Source organism: Kitasatospora sp. NA04385 (genome assembly GCF_013364235.1).
Lineage (GTDB): Bacteria > Actinomycetota > Actinomycetes > Streptomycetales > Streptomycetaceae > Kitasatospora.
The window spans coordinates 6,545,128-6,568,365 of record NZ_CP054919.1 but is presented as its reverse complement, the minus strand read 5'-3'; the positions used below and the strand labels follow the sequence as shown (position 1 = coordinate 6,568,365).

Below are 23,238 nucleotides of genomic sequence, written 5' to 3'. Positions count from 1 at the left end.
GTCACGCCCCGGCGGCGGCCGTCCGCAGGTGTTCCAGCACCAGCGGGTCTATCCGGCCCTCGGCGAGGCGGCCCTCCAGGTTCTCCACGCCCGCCCAGCGGTCCAGCGAGTCGTAGCCGAGACCGCCCAGCAGCCCCCGCACTTCCTCGGCCAGCGCCCCCTCCAGCGGGAGCAGCGCGGCCGGGTCGGAGGCCCCGTGCAGCACCTCGTGGACGGTGAGCAGCCGACGCAGCTCGGCCACCGGGTCCGCGTGGTCGTCCACCCGCAGGTCGTACGCGGTGTCGCCCCAGCCGCCGACGCCCCGCCCCGGGTCGAGCACGTACAGCGCGGCGCTCTGTCGGCCCCGGGCGTCCCCGCCCGCCGCGTCGCCCGCCGCCAGTGCGGCCACCAGCCGTTCGGCGAAGGGCAGTTCGGCGGAGGCCAGCCAGACGGCCGCCATCTCCCGGACCACCTCGGGCCCGGTCAGGATGTTCCCCTGGACCGCGTACCCGTCCCCGGCCAGCCCGCCCGCCCAGGGCAGGCACTCCGCGCCGGTGTACGTCACCGCGGCGCCGTCCGCCCCGACCACGCCGACCTGCCGGTGCGCCCGCCCCTCGTCCGCCGCCAGCAGCGCGGCCAGCACCCCGGCCGGTGCGACACCGCTGCGCAGCATCGCCAACCCCTGCGGCCGGTAGGCGACGTTGGCCCAGGCCTGCGTCGCCAACGCGCCGGCACCGACCTCCGCCGCGGGCACCAGCGCCCCGACGGACAGGAACTTGCTCGCCACGGCGACACCGAGCGCGGTGCCCTGGCGGGCCACGATGGAGAAGGTCACGACCGGCGACGATAGCCCCCGCCCGGCGGTTCGTCCACGCTTCGAACCGCCCCGGCACACCCTGGCAAGAACCACCGGGAAGCGGTGCCGGGGGCGGGTCCCGGCAGCGGGTCTCAGAGGTCGAACTTGGCCCGCTTCTCCTCCGGGACCAGGTCCACGTACTCCGGGTGCTTGGCGATCCAGCCGCGGATGAACGGGCAGTACGGCAGGACGCTCGCGCCGCGCGCGCGGACGGCGTCCAGCGCGGCGCGGGCCAGCCTGCCGCCGAGGCCCTGGCCCTCGAACGCGGGGTCGATGACGGTGTGCACGAAGGCCACCGTCCGCCCCTCGTCGCGGAGTTGGTACTCGGCGAAGCCGGCGGGCCCGGCGTCCGTGCTGATCTCGAAGCGGGACTGCTCGGCGTTGTCGTGGACCTGGGGTTCCATGGTGATGACTCCTCGGGTGTCGGCGGGGGTGTCAGTGGGCGCGCAGCGCCGCGAGCTGCTGGGCGAAGGGGACGACCTGCCCCGGCTCGGCCGCCCGGGCCCGGGCGGCGGCGGGCCGGCCGGTGAGGCTCTCGGCGAGTTCGCCGGCCGCGCGGGCGATCCGCCCGGCGAGCGAGCCGTCGGCACCGTTCGCGCCCCAGTCCTCGGAGGCGGCGAAGACGGCGGTGGGGACGACCGCGGCCCGCAGGTACGCGAACAGCGGCCGCATCGCGTGTTCGAGGGCGAGGCTGTGCCGGGCGGTGCCGCCGGTGGCGGCGATCAGCACGGGCTTACCGGTCAGCGCGTCCCGGTCGAGCACGTCCACGAAGGACTTGAACAGGCCGCTGTAGGACGCGGAGAAGATCGGCGTGACGGCGATCAGCCCGTCCGCCTCCTCGACCGCCCGGACGGCGTCGCGCAGCGCGGGCGGCGGGAAGCCGGTGACCAGGTTGTCGGCGATGTCGCGGGCGAGTCCGCGCAGTTCGACCACCTGCACGTCCACCTCCCGGCCGGTTCCGCGCAGGTCGCGGGCGGTGGCCTCGGCGAGGCGGTCGGCGAGCAGCCGGGTGGAGGACGGGACGCTGAGCCCGGCCGCCACCACGACGAGCTTGAGGGTGTTCACGGGGTGGTCACCTCCTCGCGGGCGGCGACCCGCGCGGCGTGGGTGGGCCCGTCGGGCACCTCGGCCGGCCGGTTCTTGGCGAACTCGGCGCGCAGCACCGGGACGACCTCCTCGCCGAGCAGGTCGAGCTGCTCCAGGACGGTCTTGAGCGGGAGCCCGGCGTGGTCCATCAGGAACAGCTGGCGCTGGTAGTCGCCGAAGGTGTCGCGGAAGGCGAGGGTCTTCTCGATGACCTCCTGCGGGCTGCCGACGGTCAGCGGGGTCTGCTCGGTGAACTCCTCCAGCGAGGGGCCGTGGCCGTAGACGGGGGCGTTGTCGAAGTACGGGCGGAACTCGCGGACCGCGTCCTGGGAGTTCTTCCGCATGAAGACCTGGCCGCCGAGGCCGACGATCGCCTGCTCGGGGGTGCCGTGGCCGTAGTGGGCGTAGCGCTCCCGGTAGAGCTCGATCAGCCGCTGGAAGTGCTCCTTGGGCCAGAAGATGTTGTTGGCGAAGAAGCCGTCGCCGTAGTAGGCGGCCTGCTCGGCGATCTCGGGGCTGCGGATCGAGCCGTGCCAGACGAACGGCGGGGTGTCGTCGAGCGGGCGCGGGGTGGAGGTGAAGGACTGCAGGGGGGTGCGGAAGCGACCCTGCCAGTCGACGTTCTCCTCGCGCCACAGCTGGTGCAGCAGCGCGTAGTTCTCGACGGCGAGCGGGATGCCCTGGCGGATGTCCTTGCCGAACCACGGGTAGACCGGGCCGGTGTTGCCGCGGCCCATCATCACGTCGACCCGGCCCTCGGCGAGGTGCTGGAGCATCGCGAAGTCCTCGGCGATCTTCACCGGGTCGTTGGTGGTGATCAGCGTGGTGGAGGTGGAGAGGATCAGCCGCTCGGTCCGGGCCGCGACGTAGCCGAGCATGGTGGTCGGCGAGGACGGGACGAACGGCGGGTTGTGGTGCTCGCCGGTGGCGAACACGTCGAGCCCGACCTCCTCCGCCTTGAGCGCGATGGCCACCATGGCCTTGATCCGCTCGTGCTCGGTGGGGGTCCGCCCGGTGGTGGGGTCGGTGGTCACGTCGCCGACGCTGAAGATGCCGAACTGCACCGTTCTCAACTCCTTCGAGGTTGATTCAACATTCAACCACTCGCGACAACGGGCCGCCACTCCCGCCTATTCCCGCCCCCCTTCCACCGCCTCCCCCGGCGCCCCGCCGAGCGCCTCGCCCAGTGCCTCGTCCAGCCACGCCAGCCAGAACGACTCCAGCTGGATGCCGCCGCGCAGCACCAGGTGCTGCAACCGGTTCTCCCCGGCCGCCGCCTCGGGCGGGAAGTCCCGCCGCTCGATCTCCAGGTACTGCGCCAGCTGCGCCCGGTGCAGTTCGCGGTGCCGGACCAGCTCCGCCTCCAGCCCGTCCAGGCCCAGCACGGCCGCCGCCCGCAGGCGCAGCAGCAGCGGGTCCCGGACGGGCTTCGGGTCCTGCGGCAGGGCGGCCCAGCGCGCCAGCTCCGCCCGCCCGTCCGGCAGCACCTCGTACTCCTTGCGCTGCCCGCGCCCCGCCCCCGGCCCGGACGCCCGGACCAGGCCGGTGCGCTCCAGCCGCCCCAGCTCGCGGTAGATCTGCTGGTGGGTGGCCGACCAGAAGAACCCGATCGACCGGTCGAACCGCCGGGTCAGCTCCAGCCCCGAGGACGGCTTCTCCAGCAGGGCGGTGAGGATCGCGTGCGGCAGTGACATGCGGCGATCGTACGGGCGGCCCGGGGCCGGACCGCCGTGCGGCCGGGGCCCGGCACCCTGACGGGACGGCAAGTGGGGGGTGCTGCAAGGGCGTTGACGCCCGGCCGGGCGGGCAGGAAAGCTCTTGCGGGGCCTTGCGCAGTCCGGCCGGGTGTCCGCATACTCCCGGGTAGCGCCTGTCAGGGGCACATCAACAACCGGCCCATGAGGCTGCCCCGACCGCCCCTGCCCGCGCCTCACGGCCCCCGACCCCCGGGGCCTCTCCCACTCCCCCAGGAGGAGATCTGTGAGGACCACGCGCACCGCTTCCCGTCCGCGCCGCACCGGCGGCCGCCTGCTCGCCGTCGCCGCCGCCCTCGCCGCGGCGACCGCCCTCGCGGTGCCCGCCGCCGGGGCCGCCACCCCGGCGCCGGACGCCGCCGCCGCGCTGGCCCGGGTCAGCGACTCGGTCGGGCTCAGCGGCGTCAACGGCATCGCCTGGCACACCGACCCGGCCACCGGGCGGGTCGTCGTGACGGCCGACAGCACGGTCACCCCGGCCGCCCTGGCCCGGCTGACCGCGGCCGCCGGGGCCGACGCCGCCCGGCTGGAGGTCGAACGCACCTCCGGCACCTTCAGCCCGCGGCTGTCCGCGGGCGCCGCGATCTACGGCGGCGGCTACCGCTGCTCGCTGGGCTTCAACGTGGTCAAGGGCGGCACGTACTACTTCCTGACCGCCGGGCACTGCGGCAACATCGCGAGCACCTGGTACACCAACTCCGGCCAGAGCACGGTGGCCGGCACCACCGCGGGGTCCAGCTTCCCGGGCAACGACTACGCCCTGGTCCGCTACACCAACACCTCGCTCAGCCACCCGGGCGGCTTCACCGCCGCGAACGCGTACGTCGGCGAGGCCGTCAAGCGCACCGGCTCGACCACCGGCACCCACAGCGGCAAGGTCACCGCCCTGAACGCCACCGTCCGCTACTCCGACGGCGGCACCGTCAGCGGTCTGATCCAGACCACCGTCTGCGCCGAGGGCGGCGACTCCGGCGGCCCGCTGTACGACGGCAGCAAGGCCCTGGGCCTGACCTCCGGCGGCAGCGGCGACTGCTCCTCCGGCGGCACCACCTTCTTCCAGCCCGTCACCGAGGCCCTCTCCGCGTACGGGGTCTCGCTCTACTGACCCCCCGGCCCGCCGCCCACCGGAGCCCCGGCCCCGGTGGGCGGCGGCGCGCTGTCGGCGGGCCGCGCTAGCGTGCGCGGCATGGGGATGTACCTGGTGAGCGTGGACGCGGACGAGTGGTTCGGCGCGGCGGAGGAGGAGCGGCCCCTTCTGGCCGCGGCACTGGACGAGGAGCTGGCCCGGCGCGGCCTGCCGCCGTACCGGTCGGTGCCGCCGCCCGCGGAGTTCGTCCGCGGCTCGGGGCAGTCGTTCGAGGAGAAGCTCGTCCCGCCGATGGACTCCTTCGCCGAGCTGTGCCAGGAGCTGCTGACCCCCGACGAGACGGGGACGCTGCTCGGCTGGACGGTGCTGGTGCCGGTGCCGCTGGCCGAGGAGATCACCCTGCCGGTCGGCTCCGCCTACACCGACGAGACGGTGGTGGCCTCGGCGCACCGGGTGCTGCCGCTCGCCGAACGGCTGGCCGCCGCGCTGGAGCTCCCCGCCGACCTGCCGACCGCCTGCGACAACCTGGACCTGTCCTCCTGGTTCCTGGACGGCCCGGGCGGCGCGCCGGAGGCGTCCGGCCGCCCCGGGCGCTGGGCCCGGGACGCGGACGCCGCCTTCTACGCCGCGATGTACCTGCGGGCGGCCCAGCACTGCCTGCGCCGGGGCTGCCCGCTGACCTACTGCTGACGGCCGGTCAGAGCGCGGCGGCCAGCCGGGTGCCCTGGTCGATGGCGCGCTTGGCGTCGAGCTCGGCGGCCACGTCCGCGCCGCCGATCAGGTGCGGTTCGACGCCGCGCCCGCGCAGGACGTCGAGCAGCTCGCGGCGGGGCTCCTGCCCGGCGCACAGCACCACGGTGTCCACCGGCAGCACCTGCTCCTCGCCGTTCACGGTGACGTGCAGGCCCGCGTCGTCGATCCGGCGGTACTCGACGCCGGGGACCATCACCACGCCGCGGTGGCGCAGTTCGGTGCGGTGGATCCAGCCGGTGGTCTTGCCGAGCCCGGCGCCGACCTTGCCGGCCTTGCGCTGGAGCAGGAAGACCTGGCGCGGGCTCGCCGGCCGGTCGGGGGCGGCCAGGCCGCCGGGGGTGGTGTGCTCGCGGTCGACGCCCCACTGGGCGAGGAAGTCGGGGGCGCCCTCGCCCGGGTCGGTGAGGTACTCGGCGACGTCGAAGCCGATGCCGCCCGCGCCGATCACCGCGACCCTCCCGCCGGCCTTCGCGCCGCCCTGCAACACGTCCAGGTAGCCGAGCACGCTGGGGTGGTCGACGCCGTCGATCGCCGGGGTGCGCGGGGTGACGCCGGTGGCGAGCACGACCTCGTCCCAGCCGGTCAGGGCGTCCGCACCGACGACCGCGCCGAGGCGCAACTCGACGCCGGTGCGGGCGAGTTCGTGCCGGTAGTAGCGCAGCGTCTCGTCGAACTCCTGCTTGCCGGGCACCCGCCGGGCGACGTTCAGCTGGCCGCCGATCTCGTCCGCGGCGTCGAACAGGGTGACGCGGTGGCCGCGGTCGGCGGCGGCGGTGGCGAAGGCGAGCCCGGCCGGTCCGGCGCCGACCACGGCGATCCGCTTGGCCCGGCGGGTGGGGGCGAGGACGAGTTCGGTCTCGTGGCAGGCGCGCGGGTTGACCAGGCAGGAGGTGATCTTCGCGCTGAAGGTGTGGTCCAGGCAGGCCTGGTTGCAGCCGATGCAGGTGTTGATCGCCTCCGGGGTCCCGGCGGCGGCCTTGTTGACGAAGGCGGGGTCGGCGAGCATCGGCCGGGCCAGCGAGACCAGGTCGGCGTGGCCGGTGGCGAGCAGTTCCTCGGCGACCTCGGGGGTGTTGATCCGGTTGGTGGTGACCAGCGGGATGCCGACCTGCCCCATCAGCTTCCTGGTCACCCAGGCGTAGGCGCCGCGCGGCACCGAGGTGGCGATGGTGGGGATGCGGGCCTCGTGCCAGCCGATGCCGGTGTTGATGATGGTGGCCCCGGCCGCCTCGACCGCGCGGGCCAGCCGGACCACCTCCTCGAAGGTGGAGCCGCCGGGCACGAGGTCGAGCATGGACAGCCGGTAGACCAGGATGAAGTCCGGCCCGACCCGCTCGCGCACCCGGCGGACGATCTCGACCGGGAAGCGCATCCGGTTCTCGTGGCTGCCGCCCCACCCGTCGGTGCGGTGGTTGGTCTGCGCGGCGGTGAACTCGTTGATCAGGTAGCCCTCGGAGCCCATCACCTCGACGCCGTCGTACCCGGCGGAGCGGGCGAGTTCGGCGCAGCGCGCGAAGTCCTCGATCGTCTGCTCGATCTGCTCGGCGGTCAGCTCGTGCGGGACGTACGGGCTGATCGGGGCCTGGATCGCGGACGGCGCGACCAGGTCCTCGTGGTAGGCGTACCGGCCGAAGTGCAGGATCTGCAGCGCGATCTTCCCGCCCGCGGCGTGCACGGCGTCGGTGACGACGCGGTGCTCGGCGGCCTCGGCCCCGGTGGTGAGCTTGGCGCCGCCCGCCCAGGGCCGCCCGGCCTCGTTGGGGGCGATGCCGCCGGTGACGATCAGCCCGACGCCGCCGCGGGCGCGCTCGGCGTAGAAGGCGGCCATCCGCTCGAACCCGTGCTCGGCCTCCTCCAGCCCGACGTGCATCGAGCCCATCACCACCCGGTTCGGCAGGGTGGTGAAGCCCAGGTCGAGCGGGGCCAGCAGGTGGGGGTACGCAGCGGTCATCGACGCCTCCGGTCAGGATTTGTTACCCAACGGTAGGGCGCGGCGGACCAGCAGTGCAACTAGTTGCAAAAACGGCGGCCGGTGCGGACCCGCCCCACGGGTCCGCACCGGCCGAGGATCCTCCCCGCGGCGGGATCACCCGTGCCGGGGGTGCCCCGCGTCCCCGCCCACCACGACCCGGTCGGCCCCGGGCTCCTCGGCGCGCTCCACGATGGTCACGTCGACCTCGCCGTCGCCGGTGGTGTCGAACTGGTAGAGGTCGGCCTTGCCGTCGCCGGTGGTGTCGGTCAGCCAGACGTCGGGCCTGCCGTCACCGTTGGTGTCGGCGCTGAGCAGGAGGTGGTCCTCGCCGCCCTGGGTCTCGATCGGCTCTTCGGTGCGCTCGGTGGTGGTCTCCATGGCCCCCGGTTGCCCCCGTCGCACCGCCCGAAACGGCCCCCCGCGGCACTAGAGTCGTGCCATGAGTGCGGACGAGGCGAGCGCGCGGATCGACAGCTGGATCTGGGCGATCCGGCTGATCAAGACCCGCTCGGCGGCGGGCGCGGCCTGCCGGGCCGGGCACGTGAAGGTGAACGGGGCGACGGCGAAGCCCGCGCAGCACGTCAAACCGGGGGACGACGTGCGGGTGCGGGTCGAGGGGCGGGAACGGATCGTCCAGGTGGTGCGGCCGATCGCCAAGCGGGTCGGCGCCCCGGTCGCCGAGACCTGCTACGTGGACCACAGCCCCCCGCCGCCGCCGCGCGAGGAGCGGCCGGCCGCGGTCGCCCAGCGCGACCGGGGCGCGGGGCGGCCGACCAAGCGCGAGCGGCGCGACCTCGACAGGCTCAAGGACGGCTACCGCCCGTACTTCTGACCGCTCCGGCCGCGGCGGCGGGCGCCGCGACGGCTCCGGCGGCCGCCGCGGCGCACGCGCCCGGGGCGCGGGGCCGGTCAGTCCTCCGGGGTCCTCTCCTTGGCGATCCGGACCTGCTCGGCGAACTGCTCGGCGGAGATCCGCTCCACCGAGGCCCCGTACTTCGCGGCCAGTTCGTCGGCGGGCCCGCTCTCGTGCTCGACCAGGTCGGCCACCAGCAGCGCCCGCCCGTTGTCGACCCGGGAGGAGAGCACGATCAGGCCCGCGCCGCCGTCGGTCATCTCGGTCTGCTCGGCGGCGTTGCCGATCGCCGCACCGGCGGCGAAGCCCAGCAGCACGCCGATCGGCCCGCCGAGCAGCCCGACCAGGCCGCCGACCAGGCCGGAGCCGACGGTGGGGACGCCGGCGCCGCGGATGTGGCTCTCCGGGATGTCGACGATGCCCTCGGCGTCCCGTTCCAGCACCGCGACCTGCCGCAGCCCGGGCAGGTGCATCGCGTCCTCGTAGGCCCGGCGGCACTCCTCCCGGTCGGTGAAGCCGAGCAGCAGCACGTTGTGGTGGTGGTCGCTCATCGTGGTTCCCTTCGCCCTCGCCGACGGTCGTCCTCTCCGCTGCCGCGCCGGGCGCGGCACCCGCCCATCCTGCCCGCGACGCCCGGACCCATGCCTGCGCCGCGCCGGGACGGACCGGGCGGAAGCCGACCGCCGCGCCGCCCGGCCGGGGTGCGGCCCGCGCGATAATGGACCGCATGGCCCGCCGACGCACCCCCGCCCCCGCCGCCCCGACCGACTGCCCCTGCGGCCGCCCCGCCCGGTACGCCGAGTGCTGCGGCCGCCTGCACCGCGGCGAGGCCGCGGCGAGCAGCGCCGAGCAGGTGATGCGCTCCCGGTTCAGCGCCTTCGCGGTCCGCGACGAGCCGTACCTGCTGCGCTCCTGGCACCCGGACACCCGGCCCGCCTCGGTCGACTTCGACCCCTCGCTGCGCTGGGAGCGCCTGGAGATCCTGGGTTCGGCCGAGGGCGGCCCGTTCCACACCGAGGGCACCGTCGAGTTCCGCGCCCACTACCTGGAGGGCGGCCGGGCCGACGCGCTGCACGAGCACAGCCGCTTCGTGCGCCACCGGGGCGAGTGGGTCTACCTGGACGGCGACGTCCGGGCCTGACGCCCGGTCAACCTGCCGCCCGCAGGCGGTGCTTGAGCGATAGCAGCGCCCCGCCGGGGCCGCGCGGCAGCAGCCAGCCGGTGTCGGTGCGGTCCACCGCGCCGAACCGGTACTTGTACGGCTCCCGGCCACGCAGGAAGTCGAAGGTCCGCACGCCCTCGGCGGCGCAGCTGCGGATCGCCGCGTCGACCAGCGCGGTGCCCAGCGACTCGGCGGCCCAGCGCGGGTCCCAGCCGGTCTGGTAGTAGGCGAACCGGTCGGCCCAGCGGAAGCCGTACAGCACGCCCACCACCTCGTCGCGGTGCCGGGCGATCTGGAGGGCCGGTCCGCAGCCGGGGGCGGCGCCGCGCAGCAGCAGCCGGTGCAGCGGCAGCCGGTCGGCGGCGAAGCTGCTGGCCCCGCCCGCCCCGCCCGCCACGGCCTCCCGGCGGAGCCGGTGCAGCCGCAGCAGGTCGTCCAGCAGGTCGCCGGAGGAATCGGACCCGGTGGCGGTGCCGGGCGGCAGCCAGTGGAAGCTGACCCCGGCGGCGGCGAGCCGGCGGTGGGCGCGCCGGTTGGCGGCCCGGAAGTCCCGGGAGCCGAGCCGGTCGGGGCCGTCGGTCAGGTCGGCGCGCGGGCAGGCGGAGCGGGTGACGGGGCGGGCGCCGGGCGGCAGCAGGTCGGTGTGCGCGGCGTCCAGTTCGGGCAGCCACAGGGTGCTGCGGCGGGCCCGTTCGGCGAGCCACACGGCGACGTCGGCGCGCCGGTGCGGGCGGACGGCGGGCCCGCAGTGGTCGGCGGCGCCCGGGCCGGTGCCGAGCAGGGTGAGCGCGGGCACCTCGACGGGCAGCCGGCGGTGCGCGCGCAGCCGGGTGGCGGTGAGCGGCAGCACCGCCTCGGCCCGGCCGTCCGGCCCGCGCCACACCGCGATCTCGCCGTCCTGTCCGGCGCCCAGGGTGCGCCACCAGGCCAGCACCCAGTCCGGCCCGGCGAACCACGAGCCCTCCGCGTCCTGGGCGATCAACTCCCGCCAGTCGTGCACGAGTTCGCCGTCCAGTTCGGACGTGCGGTGGATCTCCGGCACTGCTCCCCCACCCTCTTCCCGGTGTCTTTCAGCGCCCGCCGCGCAACCGGTGCACGGCCGGGTGCAGTCCGGACAGGATGGTGTCGAAGCGGTCCCGCCCGGTGTGCGAGTTGACCCGCAGCCGGCTGATCCGCAGCCGGTGCGCCGGGGCCAGTTCGGCGTGCCGGTGGTCGAACAGGAACCCCGTACGGTACCCGAGGGTGCGCAGCACCCGGTCGGCGCGCGGGTCGTAGTTGCCGTTGGGGTAGGCGAAGCTGGTCGGCGGGCTGCCCATCCACTGGGTCAACCGGTCGTGCGCGCCGACGAGTTGGGCGTCGAGGTCGGCGTCCTCGCAGCGGTCGAGGCAGGGGTGGGAGGCGGTGTGGTTGCCGATCGCCAGCCCGGCGTCGGCCAGGGTGTGCAGGTCGTCGCGGCTCAACTGCCGCTGCCGGGGCGCCGGTCGGGCGGCGGTGGCGCGCAACTCGGCGAGCGCGTGCTGCCGTTGGGCGTCGGGCAGCGCCTTGAGCCGGCGGACGGCGGCGGCCGGGTCGGGGCCGGGCAGCGCTCCGGCGCGGCCGCCGTGGGCGACCAGGTGGGCGGCCTCGGCCCACCAGTAGGGCTGGTCGCCGCCGATCAGGTCGGTGATCACGTAGGCGGCGGCGGGGATGCCGAGCCGGGCCAGGACGGGCAGCGCCTCGGTGAGCACGGTGCGGTCGCCGTCGTCGAAGGTGACCAGCACGCTGCGGTCGGGCAGCGGGCGGCGGTGCTCGGCGGCCCGGGCCACCTCGTCGACCCCGACCGGGCGGGCGGTGCGGGCCAGCCGCTCCATCTGGGCGCGGAAGGCGGCCGGGTCGTCGACGCCGTGGTAGGCGAGCACGGCGAGGCGGCGGGCGGCGCGGGCCCGGAAGACGGGCTGGAGCGGGGAGCGGCGCAGCAGCGCGTCGACGCCCCGCCGCCTGGCGGCGCGATCCGTGGTCGGCATGGCCTGTCCCCCTCCGTGGCGCGTGCGGGCACCCCGGGCGGTCGGCCCGGGGTGCCCGCTGGAGCATGTTGGTCATCAGAGTCCCATGGGCGGGTAATGCCTGTCCCAAGTTCCCGGAAGCCGACCGGGAAGCGGCCGGGCGCGGCCCCCGCCACCTGTCCGGATCACCCCGTCGGGCGGTGTATGTCCGGCCTTGGAATAGTTCGGGGGGACTGCTGCCCGTCCGCCCATGGGAGTGCCCTCACGATGACCGTGCCCGGCTTCGGCTCTTTCGGCTCCGACGACGCCTTCTCCGAACTGCTCAACCGCTTCTTCGGCCTCAATCCGGCCGCCTCCCCGCCGGCCGTGCAGCGCGTCCCGATCGGGCGGCTGCTGACCGAGTCCGCCCGCGACCTGATCGCCCGCGCCGAGCTGCGCGCCCAGGAGGACGGCAGCGCCGACCTGGACACCCCGCACCTGCTGTGGGCCGCCACCCGGGTCGAGCCGTCCCGGAGCCTGCTGGCCCAGGCCGGCGCCGACCCGGACCAGCTGGCCGCCGCCCTGGAGCGCAGCCTGCCGGCCGGCGCGGCCGACCCGTCCGTGGACCCGGGCCTCACCCCGGCCGCCAAGCGCGTCCTGATCGGCGCGCACGCCCGCTCGCAGGCCGCCGGCGTCTCCTACATCGGCCCCGAGCACGTGCTGGCCGCCCTGCTGGACGACCCCGACTCGGCGGCCGGCCGCCTGCTCGGTGCCCAGGGCGCCGACGCCTCCCGGCTGCGCAGCGGCGCCGAGGCCGCCGCCCGGGGCGAGCGGGCGCCCGCGAAGGCCGAGAGCAGGACGCCGACCCTGGACGAGTACGGCCGCGACCTCACCGAGGACGCCAAGCTGGGCCGGCTGGACCCGGTGGTCGGCCGGGCCGAGGAGATCGAGCAGACCGTCGAGATCCTCTCCCGCCGCTCCAAGAACAACCCGGTGCTGATCGGCGAGCCCGGCGTCGGCAAGACCGCCATCGTGGAGGGCCTGGCCCAGCGGATCGTCTCCGGCGACGTGCCCTCCACCCTGAAGGACCGGCGGGTGGTCTCGCTCGACCTGTCCGGGCTGGTGGCCGGCTCCAAGTACCGGGGCGAGTTCGAGGAGCGGCTGAAGAACGTCATCGACGAGGTCCGCGAGGCCGCCGACTCGACCGTCCTGTTCATCGACGAGCTGCACACCGTGGTCGGCGCGGGCGCCGGCGGCGAGGGCGCGATGGACGCCGGCAACATGCTCAAGCCCGCGCTGGCCCGCGGCGAGCTGCACGTCATCGGCGCCACCACCATCGACGAGTACCGCAAGCACATCGAGAAGGACCCCGCGCTGGAGCGCCGCTTCCAGCCGGTGCTGATCCCCGAGCCCTCGGTCGAGGAGACCGTGCAGATCCTGGAGGGCCTGCGCGACTCCTACGAGGCGCACCACCAGGTCCGCTTCACCGACGAGGCGCTGCGCGCCGCCGCCGACCTCTCCGACCGGTACGTCTCCGACCGCTTCCTGCCCGACAAGGCCATCGACCTGGTCGACCAGGCCGGCGCGCGGGTCCGGCTGCGCGGCCTGGGCCGCTCCACCGAGGTGATCGGCCGCGAGGACGAGCTGGCCAAGCTGCGCCGCGAGAAGGACGAGGCGGTGGCCGCCGAGGACTTCTCCCGGGCCTCCGAGCTGAAGTCCCGGATCGCCGACCTGGAGGCGCAGACCGCCGAGATCGAGGAGCGCCGCGAGGGCGTGGTCTCGGTGACCGTCGACGACATCGCCGACGTGCTCTCCCGGCAGACCGGCATCCCGGTCTCCCAGCTCACCGAGGACGAGAAGGCCCGGCTGCTCAAGCTGGAGGACGAGCTGCACGCCCGGGTGATCGGCCAGGACAAGGCGGTGGTCGCGGTCTCCGAGGCGGTGCGCCGCAGCCGGGCCGGCATGGCCGACCCGAACCGCCCGGTCGGCTCCTTCCTGTTCCTCGGCCCGACCGGCGTCGGCAAGACCGAACTCGCCAAGGCCCTGGCCGAGCTGATCTTCGGCGACGAGGACCGGCTGGTCCGCTTCGACATGAGCGAGTTCCAGGAGAAGCACACCGTCTCCCGCCTGGTCGGCGCCCCGCCCGGGTACGTCGGCTACGACGAGGCCGGGCAGCTCACCGAGGCGGTGCGCCGCCGCCCGTACAGCGTGCTGCTGTTCGACGAGGTCGAGAAGGCCCACCCGGACGTCTTCAACGCGCTGCTCCAGGTCCTCGACGACGGGCGGCTGACCGACGCCCAGGGGCGCACCGTCGACTTCCGCAACACCGTGGTCATCATGACCTCCAACATCGGCTCGCAGCTGATCCTGGCCCACAAGGGCGAGACCGAGGAGATCCGCGACCGGCTGATGGAGGAGCTGCGCGGGCGGTTCCTGCCCGAGTTCCTCAACCGGATCGACGACATCATCGTCTTCGACGCGCTGGACGCCGAGGACCTGATGCGGATCGTCGACCTGATGCTCGCCAACTCCGAACGCCGGGTCAGGGCCCAGGGGATGGAGCTGGAGGTGACCGCCGCCGCCAGGCAGTGGCTGGTCGACCGGGGCCACCAGCCCGAGTTCGGCGCCCGCCCGCTGCGCCGCACCATCCAGACCCAGCTGGACAACCGCCTCGCCACCCTGCTGCTCGGCGGCGACCTGCGCCCCGGCGACACCATCGTCGCCGACGCGGAGGACGGCGAACTCATCTGCTCGATCGGCCGCCCCGACCCCTCCTGACCCCACCCCGCCGGAGCCCCCGCCGACCACCCCCGACGGGGGCTCCGGCGCGTCCGCCGACAGTGCCGCCCGGCAGACTCCCGGCCATGAACATCACTACCGCGCCCACGAGTTGGGACGCATGCGTCGCACTCTTCGACGCCCGCGCTCTGCCCGTCTCCAGCTACCGGAACCTCTACGAGGAGACGTACGACGTCCACTCCGGCGCGCTGTCCGTGCCCGGGCCGCTCGACCTGGACGCCCTGGACCTGGAGGGCACCGGCCTGGTCGTCGACGGCGACCTGACGGTGGCGGGCGCGGTGCTCAACGCGGACGACGGCTGCCCGGCGCTGGTCGTCCTCGGCGACCTGACCGCGGCCGCCGTGCACCTGGAGGGCGACGCCAAGCTGCTGGTGCGCGGCCACGTCCGGGTCGGCGCGTTCGTCGGCCACATGACCGACAAGCTGGTGATGATCGGCGGCGACCTGGCCGCCGGGGTGACCGTCCTCTCCGCCGGGTTCTTCCCCGACCTGGTCGGCGGCGCCCTGACCGGCCCGGTGCTCGCCCGGCCGTACGCCCTGGCCGAGCTGGACCGCGAGGTGGCCGCCCCGCCCGCCGCCGAGGTCCTCGTCCCCGAGGTGCTGCTCGCCGACGGCGAGCAGGAGGAGGACAGCTGCTTCGACGCCCCGGGCGTCCACGGCGACCGCCTGTACGACCGCCTCGCGGCGGGCCGCCCGGTGCTGCGCTAGCCCGGGCGCGTGGCGGCACGCACCGGATCGCACGGCGCGCGTGCGCGCACCCGCACCGGTCGCGGCGCCGTACGCCCGTGTGCGGAAGGCCCCCCGGCCGGGACAGTGGCCGTGGACGCCCGTCGCGTCGTCCCGGTGCGGCCGGGGCGAGCGGCCGGGCGGCACGAAAGGGGTACGGGATGAGGGGTCACGGACCGAGGGGAGACCGGGCGGGGGCGGCCGGCGGACGGTGGCGGGGCCGGGCGGCGAGCGCCCTGCTGGGAGTCGCCGCGCTGGCCGCCGGATCGCTGGCCGCGATCGGCCCGGCGGCGGCGAACGCGCCCGGGAACCCCGGCACGCCGAGCGCGCCGGTCACCGTGTTCACCGAGGACTTCGAGAACGGCCAGGGCGCGGCCGTCACGACGCTGACCGACTACACCGGCGCCGCGCCGACCGCCGAGCAGTACACCGCCGACCCGGCCTGGCTGACCGCCTGCAACGGCCTGATCGTCTCCGCGCAGGGCCCGGCCGCCCCGCCGCCCGGCGTCTACTGCGGCAGCTACTGGGCCGCCAACAAGCAGATGGCCGCCGCACTGGGCAGCTGGGCGGGCGGTGACGCCACCACCAACCACTCGCTGACCGCCTACACCTCGGCCGACCCGGGCGCCGGGCGCACCGAGCTGGAGACGGTGCGGCCGGTCCCGCTGAGCGCGGAGAACCGCTTCCTGACCTTCTCGGTGGACGCGGCCGCCCAGAACTGCTTCGCCAGCCACCCGCTGCTCGCCTTCTACCTGCTGGACGGCGCCACCCCGCGGGCCGCGTTCAGCTCCCCCATCGACCCCTGCCAGGACCCGGGGCGGGTCATCGGCGGCACCTCGGTGGGCACCTACACCAGCAACGGCTCGGTGCTGTTCAGCGGTGATTCGGCCGGCATCCGGCTGGTCAACGAGCAGGCCAGCGGCGGCGGCAACGACGGTGCGATCGACAACATCCGGCTGCTGGACGCCACCCCGCAGCTCGACCAGGCCTTCTCCCCCGCCCAGCTGCCGGTGGGCGCGCCCGCCACGCTGACCTTCACCGTCACCAACACCGCCGAGCTGGCCGCCAAGCAGGGCTGGTCGTTCACCGGTCGGCTCCCCGCCGGGCTGGTCCTCGACCCCGGCAGCGCCACCACCGACTGCGGCTCCGGCACGGCCGTCGCGGACCCCGGGCCGGGCACCGTGACCGTGCACGGCGACCTGGCCGCCGGACAGCCGTCCTGCACCGCCACCGTCCGGCTCACCTCGCTCACCGGCGGCACCTACCGGGTGTGCACGGCGGACGTCACCGCCCGGATCGGCCTCGACCCGCCCGGCTGCACCTCGGTGACCTTCACCGCGCCCGTCTTCGACGCCCGGGCGCACGGCGTGCGGCTCACCACCCCGCTGGGCGGCATCGGCCCGCTGCCCGCCTCCGCCCACTCCTGCACCCCGCTGCCGGGCGAGGACGACCACGCCGTCCTCGACGCCGGGCTCGGCGCCGTCGGCACCCTCGGCGTCCTCACCACCGACGCCTCCGGCACCGTCGACACCGACGGCACCCGCACCGCCTCGGCCCACGCCCAGGTCACCGGGATCAACCTGCTCGGCGGCCTGATCACCGCCGACCTGGTCGGCACCTCGGCCCGGGCCCGGCAGCCGCTCACCGCCGACGGGCCGGGCGCGGTCGACACCGGCGGCGCGACCACCCTGGTCAACCTGCGGGTCGCCGGGGTGGCCGTCTCCGCCGACGCGGCGCCGAACACCACCATCGCCCTCCCGCTGGTCGGCTCGCTGGTCGTCAACCAGCGGACGCCGCTGGCCGGGGGCAAGGGCGTCCGCGTCACCGCGCTCTCGCTGACCCTGCTCACCGGGACGCGGCTGACCATCGCCCAGAGCAGCGCGGCGCTGCTCACCACCGCCGACGCCTGCCCGGCGTCCTGACCCCGCATCCCTTCGCCCACCGCGTCCTGCCCGCGCGACCGCGCCGCGGGCAGGACGCGCCGTACCGGGCCGGACGGGTCCCGGTCAGCGTGGGGCGGAGTGCCTGCGGCGGCCCATCCGGGCGCCGGTCACCAGCAGGGCGCCGACGAACAGCACCGCGCCGATGACCAGCAGCCACAGCAGGCCCTTCACCAGCACGCCGACGAAGCCGCACACCACGGCGACCAGCAGGATGACCAGCAGCCACGCCATGTCGTTCGTCCTCCCTCGGTCCGTTCCGTCCGCCGCCGGCGGGGCCCGGCGCTACGGCCGGGCCCCGCCGGACGGGGTCACCGGTGGCGCCCCTGGCCGGGGGTGTCCTTGCCGGTGGTGTCCTTGCCGGTGGCCCGCGGCATCTTGCCCTGGTCGTCCGGCAGTTCGGCCTCGATGCGCTCCTTGCGCACCTCGCCGGTGACGGTCCGCTGCTCGACGTGCTCCTCGGTCACCAGGCGCACCCGTTCCACCGGCACGGCCTCGGTACGCACCACCGGGCGCTCGCCGTGCAGGGTGACGTCGTACTCGGCCTCCGAGATGGGGTCGCCGGACAGCGCCTCGCCCCGGTTGGCCTCGGTGATCGGCTCGCGCACGACCCGGACCTCCTCGTGCCGCACCGGCACGGTCTGCTGCTCCTCCTCGGTGACGACGTACTTGCGCAGCCGGGCGTGCCCGGTCTCGTAGCGCTCGATGCCCACCTGCATCCGCTCCTCCGAGCGGGTCATCGCCTCGTCGCCGTGCTCCGGTCGGCCGGTGTCGGCGCCCCGGGCGGCGTGGCGCGGGGCCGTGGACGCCTCGGACGCCGCCGACGTGGCGGACGTGGCGGACGCCGTGGTGGGGGGCCCGGAGCGGGTGCTCGCCGCGCCCGCCGTACCGGCCGCCGCGGTACCGGCCGCGGTGGTGCCGGACATCCCGGCAGTGCCGGACGCGCCGGTGGTGCCGGACGTCCCGGTGGTGCCCGGGGCGGCGGGGGTGCCGGTCAGGCGGGTGTTGGACGGGCCGGTGCCGGTGCCGGTGGAACGGGCCGTCGTGGGCTTGGACGCCGCCGCACCGGCCGCACCGGCCGCTCCGGCCGCGCCTGCGGTTCCGGCCGCGCCGGTGGCGGTGCCGTCCGTGCGGGCCCAGCCGCCCTCGCCCGGCTCGTTGGCCGCCTTCCAGGCGTCGTCCCAGGCGATGCCGTAGTGGCTGTACAGCCGGCGCTCCTCCTGCTCGGAGAGGTGGCCGCCGCTGTCCACGTCCACGTTGGGCGCGTCCTTGACCTTCTCCTTGGCGTAGGGGACCTGGAGGTGGCCGTCGACCACGTCCGCGTCCCGGATCGGAACGAAGGACTCGCTGGACCCGAACCAGCCGGTCTTCACGCTGACCCACTCGGGCTTGCCGGTGGAGTCGTCGAGGTAGAGGTGGTCAGCCTTGCCTATCTTGTTGCCCTGGGCGTCGTGGACGGGCTGGTGCAGCATGGAACGAATCTGTTGCTCGGTGATCATTTGCACACGCCTCCTTCACATTCCAGCACTGGGCGCGTGGCCGTCCGGCGGAAAACGAAACACTCCCGCACGGCTCACCCCCGGATCGGCATATGCCAAACCGGGGGTGCTGGTTGACGTGCGCACGGAAAGTGCGAGCTAGACCGCCCCGTCGCCGTCCCCCTCGCCGTCTCCGTCGCCGTCGCCGTCCCCGCCGGGGTCGGGGTCCAGGCCGACCTCCGCGCGGTCCTCCTCGGTGCGCTCCTCCAGTTCGACCTCGTCGGGCCGCCGCGGCAGGCCGCCGCCGTGGCCGGTGTCGGGGTCGCCCTCGACCGCCTTGTTCGACTTGTGGTGGGTCACGATTGCCTCCGGCAGTGGTGCGGACGTTCTCCTCCCCCCATCACCTCCTGCGCCGGGACGGTGCGCAAACGGGGCGGTGCCCGAGCGGGGCGGCGGGTCAGGCGTCCTCGGCCTGGACCTCGCCGGAGGCGACGGCGGCGGCGAGCCGGGCGTGGTCGGCCGCGTTCAGCTCGGCGTAGTGGTGGGCGAAGGCGGTCACCGCCCGGTCGAAGGCGTCGCCGCGGCCGAGGTAGGCGGCGATCGCGATCCGGTCGCCGGAGCGGGCGTGGGCCCGGGCCAGCGCGGTGCCGCACAGGGTGGCGTAGGCGCGCAGGCCGCCGGTGGTCATCCGGCCGACCTCGGCGGAGCCCTTCATGTCGCGCAGCTGGCGCCAGTAGAAGTGCCGCCCGTCGGGGCCGGTCATCCAGCCGAGGAAGATGTCGCTCGCGGCCTGGGTGAGCCGCTGCCCGGCGACCACCCGCTGCCCGTGGTGGGTGTACCGGCCGGGCCCGGCGTAGGGCTCCAGGACGGACGCCTGGGCCTCCTTGACCTGGAGCACGAGCAGGTCGTCGGCGTCCCGGCCCTGGAGCAGGACGACGAAGCAGCGGGTGCCGACGCTGCCGACGCCGACCACCTTGCGGGCGGCGTCGACGTACCGGTAGCGGTCGAGCAGCCGGCCGCGCTCCTCGGGGAGGGTGGCCCGGTAGTCGGCGAGCATGCCGCGCACCTCGTCGGCGTCGAAGCCGACGTGCTCGATCAGCGGGGGCTGGTCCTTGAAGCGGCGGCGCCCGTTCGCGGTGGTCCCGGTGAGCTTGCCCGCGGCCTGGAGGCTGTCGCGGCGGCGGGCGGCGGCGAGGCCGGCCTCGATGCGGCGGCGGGGCTTGCCCTTGAGCCGGGCGGACAGCTCGTCGGCGTCGATCCGCCGGTACCAGACCGGGAGTTCGCCGAGCGCGGCGAGCTCCCGGACGTGCTCGCGGTAGGCCCGGACGGCCCCCAGCACGACCCGGTGGGCCTCCTCGGGGCTCTCACCGTTCTCCCGGGCGGCGACGGCGAGGCTGGCGGCCAGGCGCTGCACGTCCCACTCGAACGGGCCGGGCAGCGTCTCGTCGAAGTCGTTCAGGTCGAACAGCAGGGCGCGCTCGGGCGAGGCGAACAGCCCGAAGTTGACCAGGTGGGCGTCGCCGCAGAGCTGGACGGTCAGCCCGCTGTCGGGGGCGGTGGCCAGGTCGCCGGCCATCACGGCGGCCGCGCCGCGCAGGAAGGCGAACGGGGAGGCGGCCATCCGGCCGTTGCGGATCGGCACCAGGTCGGGCAGCCGGCTCTCCGCCTGGGCGCGCAGCACCGCGAGCGGGTCGGCGCGGTCGGCGGCGGGCCGCCAGTGCCCGGCGGTGGAGCGCGGGGCGCGGGCCCGGGCGGCGCGGCCGGCCTCGGTGCGCTCGTCGACCGTCAGGTAGGGGGCGGGGGCGTCCATCACGGCGGCGTCCGTTGCAGGTGTGTCCATCGCGGGTGTGTCCATCGCGGGTGCGTCCATCACGGGTGCGTCCAGCGCGGCGGCGTCCATCGGCGGCTCCTGGCTTCCTCGGGGGACCGAAGAGGTACCGCCCCGGCGCGCCGCCGTACCGGTGGCGGGCACCGGGGCGGCGGTCGCTCACCCGGACGGCGGAGCTACATGTTGATCATGTGCCCGGCCAGGCCGTGGATCGCCTCCTTGACGGCCTCGCCCAGCGTCGGGTGGGCGTGCACGTTGCGGCCGACCTCGTGCACCGTCAGGTCCCACTGCTGGGCCAGCGTCAGTTCCGGCAGCAGCTCGGTGACCTCGGGGCCGATCAGGTGGGCGCCGAGCAGTTCGCCGTGGGTCTCGTCGCAGATCACCTTGACGAAGCCGACCGGGTGGCCGAGGCCGTGCGCCTTGCCGTTCGCGGTGAACGGGAACTTGGCGACCTTGACCGCGTACCCCTGCTCCCGGGCCTGCGCCTCGGTGTAACCGAAGCTGGCGACCTGCGGCTGGCAGTAGGTGGCGCGCGGGACCATCACGAAGTCGATCTCCATGGTCTCGGCCCCGGCGATGGTCTCGGCGGCGATCACGGCCATCGCCTCGGCGGCGTGCGCGAGCATCAGCTTCGCGGTGACGTCGCCGATCGCGAAGATGTGCTCGACGCTGGTGCGGCCGCGCCCGTCGACGGCGATGGCGCCGCGCTCGGTGAGCTGCACGCCGGTGACCTCCAGGCCGTAGCCCTGCACCCGCGGCACGAAGCCGATCGCCTGGAGCACCTTGTCGGCCTCCAGCACCTCCTGCTTGCCGTCCCGGGTGACGGTGACCTTCACCGGCCCCGCCGGGTCGGAGTCGTCGATCGCGTCGACCCGGGTCGAGGTGAGCACCTTGATGCCCAACTTGCGGTAATGCTTGGCGAGTTCGGCGGACACCTCGGCGTCCTCCAGCGGCACCATCCGGTCCAGGAACTCGACGATGGTGACCTGCACGCCGTAGTTGTGCAGCACGTACGCGAACTCGACGCCGATCGCGCCGGCGCCGGCGATGACGATCGACTCCGGCAGCCGCTCGGTGAGGATCTGCTCCTCGTAGGTGACGACCCGTTCGCTGAGCGAGGTGCCGGGCAGCAGCCGGGTGGTGGCGCCGGTCGCGACGATGCAGTGGTCGAAGGTGACGACCTCGAAGCCGCCGCCGTTGAGGGCGACCTGGAGGGTGTGGTCGTCGACGAAGGTGCCCCGGCCGTCGTACTCGGTGATGCCGTTCTTCTTCATCAGGTAGTGGACGCCCTTGACCCGGCCGTCGGCGACCTGCCGGGAGCGGCTGAACGCCTTGCCGTAGTCGAAGGAGACCTTGCCGTCGACCTCGATGCCGTACAGCCCGGCCTCGTTCAGCACGGTGTGCGCGAGCTCGGCGTTGCGCAGCAGGGCCTTCGAGGGGATGCAGCCGACGTTGAGACAGACGCCGCCCCAGTACTTGCCCTCGATCACCGCGGTGCGCAGGCCGAGCTGGGCGGAGCGGACGGCGGCGGTGTAGCCGCCGGGGCCGGCGCCCAGGACGACCACGTCGTAGTGCGTGCTCATGTTCCTCGATCCTTCAGGAAGCGACGGACGGCCTCACGGCCCGTGCCTCCCAGTACACCAGGCCGGGGGGCCGGGGACGGCTCCGGCTCCGGGACGGGCAGGTCGGGCAGTGCGCCCCGGTGCAGCCAGGCGTCGAGCAGCGGGCCGAGCGGGCGGTCGGTGTAGCGGGCGGCGTGTGCGGCGAAGTCGGCGGTGGTGACCACGGCATGCCGGTAGGCGGTGGCCCAGTCGCGCAGCAGCCGGAAGAACCCGGTGTCGCCGAGGGCGCAGCGCAGCGCGTGCACGGTCAGGCCGCCGCGCTCGTAGACCCGGTCGTCGAACATGTGCCGCTTGCCGGGGTCGCCGATCGCCAGGTCCTGCGGGAGGGCGCGCAGCTGCCGGTGCGCTTCGGCGGCCCGGTGCTGGGCGGTGGGGCCGCCGGTGCGCTCGGACCACAGCCATTCGGCGTACTTGGCCAGGCCCTCGTTGAGCCAGATGTGCCGCCAGTCGGCGACGGTGACGCTGTTGCCGAACCACTGGTGGGCCAGCTCGTGGGCGACCAGGCGCTCCCAGCCGCGCCGCCCGTCGACGTGGTTGCGGCCGAAGGTGGCCATGCCCTGCGCTTCGACCGGCACGTCCAGGTCCTCGTCGACCACGGCGACGGTGTAGCCGTCGAACGGGTACGGGCCGAACAGCTCCTCGAACAGGCGCATCATCTGCGGCTGCCGGGCGAAGTCGTGCTCGAACCGGGCCACCAGCGGCTGCGGCACCCAGCCGCTCTGCGGGACGGTGCCGGGGGCGCGCTCGGCCAGCGGGACCTGCCGCAGCGGGGCGATCGCCAGCCCGACCAGGTAGCTGGCGGTGGGCGCGGGCTGCTCGTACACCCAGGTGGTGGCGGAGGAGCGGGTGGTGCGGCTGAGCAGGCGGCCGCCGGTGACCACCGCGTACGGGGACGCGGTGGTGACGCTCAGCTGGTAGGCGGCCTTGTCGGCGGGGCTGTCGTTGCAGGGGAACCAGGACGGGGCACCGGTGGGCTGGGAGGCGACCAGCGCGCCGTCGGTGATCTCCTCGAAGCCGAGGCCGCCCCAGGGGCTGCGCACCGGGCGCGGGTTGCCGGACCAGTGCACCTCGCAGGTGAACACCGCCCCGGCGGCGGGGGCCTTGGCGGGCTTGATCCGCAGCTTGCCGTCCCGGTGCGTCCAGTGCGCGGCCCGGCCGTCGACCAGCACCTTGCCGATCCGGAAGGCCGCCAGGTCGAGGGCGAACTCGCGCAGCGGCTCGGGCCCGGCGATGGCGGCGATCCGGGCGGAGGCCGCCAGCCGGTTGGGCCCGGGCCGGTAGTCGAGCGCGATCTCGTACCGGTGGGCCCGGTAGCGCCGGTCCCCGTGCCGGGGGAAGTACGGGTCGGCGGCGGAAACCTGCTGGGAGCTCAACGCGGGGGTT

The 23,238-nt window shown here is 74.9% G+C and carries 23 protein-coding genes; 7 read left to right on the top strand and 16 right to left on the bottom strand.

What is annotated here, in order from left to right:
- Nucleotide 1: 1 nt before the first annotated feature.
- The 5 genes from HUT16_RS29005 to HUT16_RS28985 form a co-directional block, all read right to left on the bottom strand.
- Nucleotides 2–814, bottom strand: coding sequence for a DUF1028 domain-containing protein (locus HUT16_RS29005; RefSeq protein WP_176191000.1), 813 nt, complete (start codon nucleotides 812–814; stop codon nucleotides 2–4).
- Between the two features lie 113 nt (nucleotides 815–927).
- Nucleotides 928–1,239, bottom strand: a complete 312-nt coding sequence (locus HUT16_RS29000) for a GNAT family N-acetyltransferase (RefSeq protein ID WP_176190999.1) — start codon at nucleotides 1,237–1,239, stop codon at nucleotides 928–930.
- Nucleotides 1,240–1,270: 31 nt separating this feature from the next.
- Complete coding sequence (locus HUT16_RS28995; RefSeq protein WP_176190998.1) at nucleotides 1,271–1,900, bottom strand: FMN reductase; 630 nt, start codon at nucleotides 1,898–1,900, stop codon at nucleotides 1,271–1,273.
- Nucleotides 1,897–2,985, bottom strand: coding sequence for an LLM class flavin-dependent oxidoreductase (locus HUT16_RS28990; RefSeq protein ID WP_176190997.1), 1,089 nt, complete (start codon nucleotides 2,983–2,985; stop codon nucleotides 1,897–1,899). Before HUT16_RS28990 ends, HUT16_RS28995 begins: the two co-directional genes overlap by 4 nt.
- Before the next feature lie 66 nt (nucleotides 2,986–3,051).
- On the bottom strand, nucleotides 3,052–3,615 hold the full coding sequence (locus HUT16_RS28985; protein WP_176190996.1) for a PadR family transcriptional regulator: 564 nt from the start codon (nucleotides 3,613–3,615) through the stop codon (nucleotides 3,052–3,054).
- A gap of 286 nt (nucleotides 3,616–3,901) precedes the next feature.
- Here HUT16_RS28985 and HUT16_RS28980 point away from each other — a divergent pair, with 286 nt between their 5' ends.
- A complete protein-coding gene (locus HUT16_RS28980; RefSeq protein WP_176190995.1) occupies nucleotides 3,902–4,780 on the top strand; it encodes a S1 family peptidase in 879 nt (292 codons plus the stop codon).
- A gap of 81 nt (nucleotides 4,781–4,861) precedes the next feature.
- Nucleotides 4,862–5,452 carry a hypothetical protein gene (locus HUT16_RS28975; RefSeq protein ID WP_176190994.1) on the top strand — a complete coding sequence of 197 codons (591 nt, stop codon included), beginning with the start codon at nucleotides 4,862–4,864 and terminating at the stop codon, nucleotides 5,450–5,452.
- Between the two features lie 7 nt (nucleotides 5,453–5,459).
- Here HUT16_RS28975 and HUT16_RS28970 read toward each other — a convergent pair whose 3' ends face one another.
- Complete coding sequence (locus HUT16_RS28970; RefSeq protein ID WP_176190993.1) at nucleotides 5,460–7,466, bottom strand: NADPH-dependent 2,4-dienoyl-CoA reductase; 2,007 nt, start codon at nucleotides 7,464–7,466, stop codon at nucleotides 5,460–5,462.
- A gap of 135 nt (nucleotides 7,467–7,601) precedes the next feature.
- Nucleotides 7,602–7,865 carry a hypothetical protein gene (locus tag HUT16_RS28965; protein ID WP_176190992.1) on the bottom strand — a complete coding sequence of 88 codons (264 nt, stop codon included), beginning with the start codon at nucleotides 7,863–7,865 and terminating at the stop codon, nucleotides 7,602–7,604.
- Between the two features lie 61 nt (nucleotides 7,866–7,926).
- Between HUT16_RS28965 and HUT16_RS28960 the strand changes: the two genes are divergently transcribed.
- Nucleotides 7,927–8,319, top strand: coding sequence for an RNA-binding S4 domain-containing protein (locus tag HUT16_RS28960; RefSeq protein WP_176190991.1), 393 nt, complete (start codon nucleotides 7,927–7,929; stop codon nucleotides 8,317–8,319).
- Between the two features lie 77 nt (nucleotides 8,320–8,396).
- Here HUT16_RS28960 and HUT16_RS28955 read toward each other — a convergent pair whose 3' ends face one another.
- Nucleotides 8,397–8,891, bottom strand: coding sequence for a hypothetical protein (locus HUT16_RS28955; protein WP_176190990.1), 495 nt, complete (start codon nucleotides 8,889–8,891; stop codon nucleotides 8,397–8,399).
- A gap of 176 nt (nucleotides 8,892–9,067) precedes the next feature.
- Here HUT16_RS28955 and HUT16_RS28950 point away from each other — a divergent pair, with 176 nt between their 5' ends.
- Complete coding sequence (locus tag HUT16_RS28950; RefSeq protein ID WP_176190989.1) at nucleotides 9,068–9,481, top strand: YchJ family protein; 414 nt, start codon at nucleotides 9,068–9,070, stop codon at nucleotides 9,479–9,481.
- 7 nt (nucleotides 9,482–9,488) lie between these two features.
- Here HUT16_RS28950 and HUT16_RS28945 read toward each other — a convergent pair whose 3' ends face one another.
- Nucleotides 9,489–10,544, bottom strand: coding sequence for a GNAT family N-acetyltransferase (locus HUT16_RS28945; RefSeq protein ID WP_176190988.1), 1,056 nt, complete (start codon nucleotides 10,542–10,544; stop codon nucleotides 9,489–9,491).
- A gap of 28 nt (nucleotides 10,545–10,572) precedes the next feature.
- The gene (locus HUT16_RS28940; protein ID WP_176190987.1) at nucleotides 10,573–11,505 is read right to left on the bottom strand and encodes a polysaccharide deacetylase family protein; all 933 of its coding nucleotides are present in this window, start codon (nucleotides 11,503–11,505) and stop codon (nucleotides 10,573–10,575) included.
- A gap of 246 nt (nucleotides 11,506–11,751) precedes the next feature.
- On the opposite strand from HUT16_RS28940, the gene HUT16_RS28935 reads away from it, so the two are divergent.
- The 3 genes from HUT16_RS28935 to HUT16_RS28925 all read left to right on the top strand — a co-directional run bounded on the left by HUT16_RS28935 (nucleotide 11,752) and on the right by HUT16_RS28925 (nucleotide 16,909).
- Nucleotides 11,752–14,241, top strand: coding sequence for an ATP-dependent Clp protease ATP-binding subunit (locus tag HUT16_RS28935; protein ID WP_176190986.1), 2,490 nt, complete (start codon nucleotides 11,752–11,754; stop codon nucleotides 14,239–14,241).
- 86 nt (nucleotides 14,242–14,327) lie between these two features.
- The gene (locus tag HUT16_RS28930; protein ID WP_176190985.1) at nucleotides 14,328–14,969 is read left to right on the top strand and encodes a hypothetical protein; all 642 of its coding nucleotides are present in this window, start codon (nucleotides 14,328–14,330) and stop codon (nucleotides 14,967–14,969) included.
- Between the two features lie 179 nt (nucleotides 14,970–15,148).
- A complete protein-coding gene (locus HUT16_RS28925; protein ID WP_217712104.1) occupies nucleotides 15,149–16,909 on the top strand; it encodes a choice-of-anchor P family protein in 1,761 nt (586 codons plus the stop codon).
- An 84-nt stretch (nucleotides 16,910–16,993) separates the two neighbouring features.
- On the opposite strand, the gene HUT16_RS28920 is transcribed toward HUT16_RS28925, so the two are convergent.
- From HUT16_RS28920 to HUT16_RS28895, 6 genes are all read right to left on the bottom strand, one after another.
- Nucleotides 16,994–17,161 (bottom strand): hypothetical protein, encoded by a 168-nt coding sequence (locus HUT16_RS28920; RefSeq protein ID WP_176190984.1) that lies wholly within the window; start codon nucleotides 17,159–17,161, stop codon nucleotides 16,994–16,996.
- 77 nt (nucleotides 17,162–17,238) lie between these two features.
- On the bottom strand, nucleotides 17,239–18,426 hold the full coding sequence (locus HUT16_RS28915) for a PRC and DUF2382 domain-containing protein (RefSeq protein ID WP_176190983.1): 1,188 nt from the start codon (nucleotides 18,424–18,426) through the stop codon (nucleotides 17,239–17,241).
- A gap of 138 nt (nucleotides 18,427–18,564) precedes the next feature.
- A complete protein-coding gene (locus HUT16_RS28910; protein ID WP_176190982.1) occupies nucleotides 18,565–18,765 on the bottom strand; it encodes a hypothetical protein in 201 nt (66 codons plus the stop codon).
- Between the two features lie 97 nt (nucleotides 18,766–18,862).
- A complete protein-coding gene (locus HUT16_RS28905) occupies nucleotides 18,863–20,215 on the bottom strand; it encodes a DUF2252 domain-containing protein (protein WP_176192919.1) in 1,353 nt (450 codons plus the stop codon).
- Nucleotides 20,216–20,409: 194 nt separating this feature from the next.
- Complete coding sequence (gene lpdA, locus HUT16_RS28900; RefSeq protein ID WP_176190981.1) at nucleotides 20,410–21,816, bottom strand: dihydrolipoyl dehydrogenase; 1,407 nt, start codon at nucleotides 21,814–21,816, stop codon at nucleotides 20,410–20,412.
- Nucleotides 21,813–23,228 carry a M1 family metallopeptidase gene (locus HUT16_RS28895; protein WP_176190980.1) on the bottom strand — a complete coding sequence of 472 codons (1,416 nt, stop codon included), beginning with the start codon at nucleotides 23,226–23,228 and terminating at the stop codon, nucleotides 21,813–21,815. The genes lpdA and HUT16_RS28895 overlap by 4 nt, the downstream gene beginning before the upstream one ends.
- Between the last annotated feature and the right edge of the window lie 10 nt (nucleotides 23,229–23,238).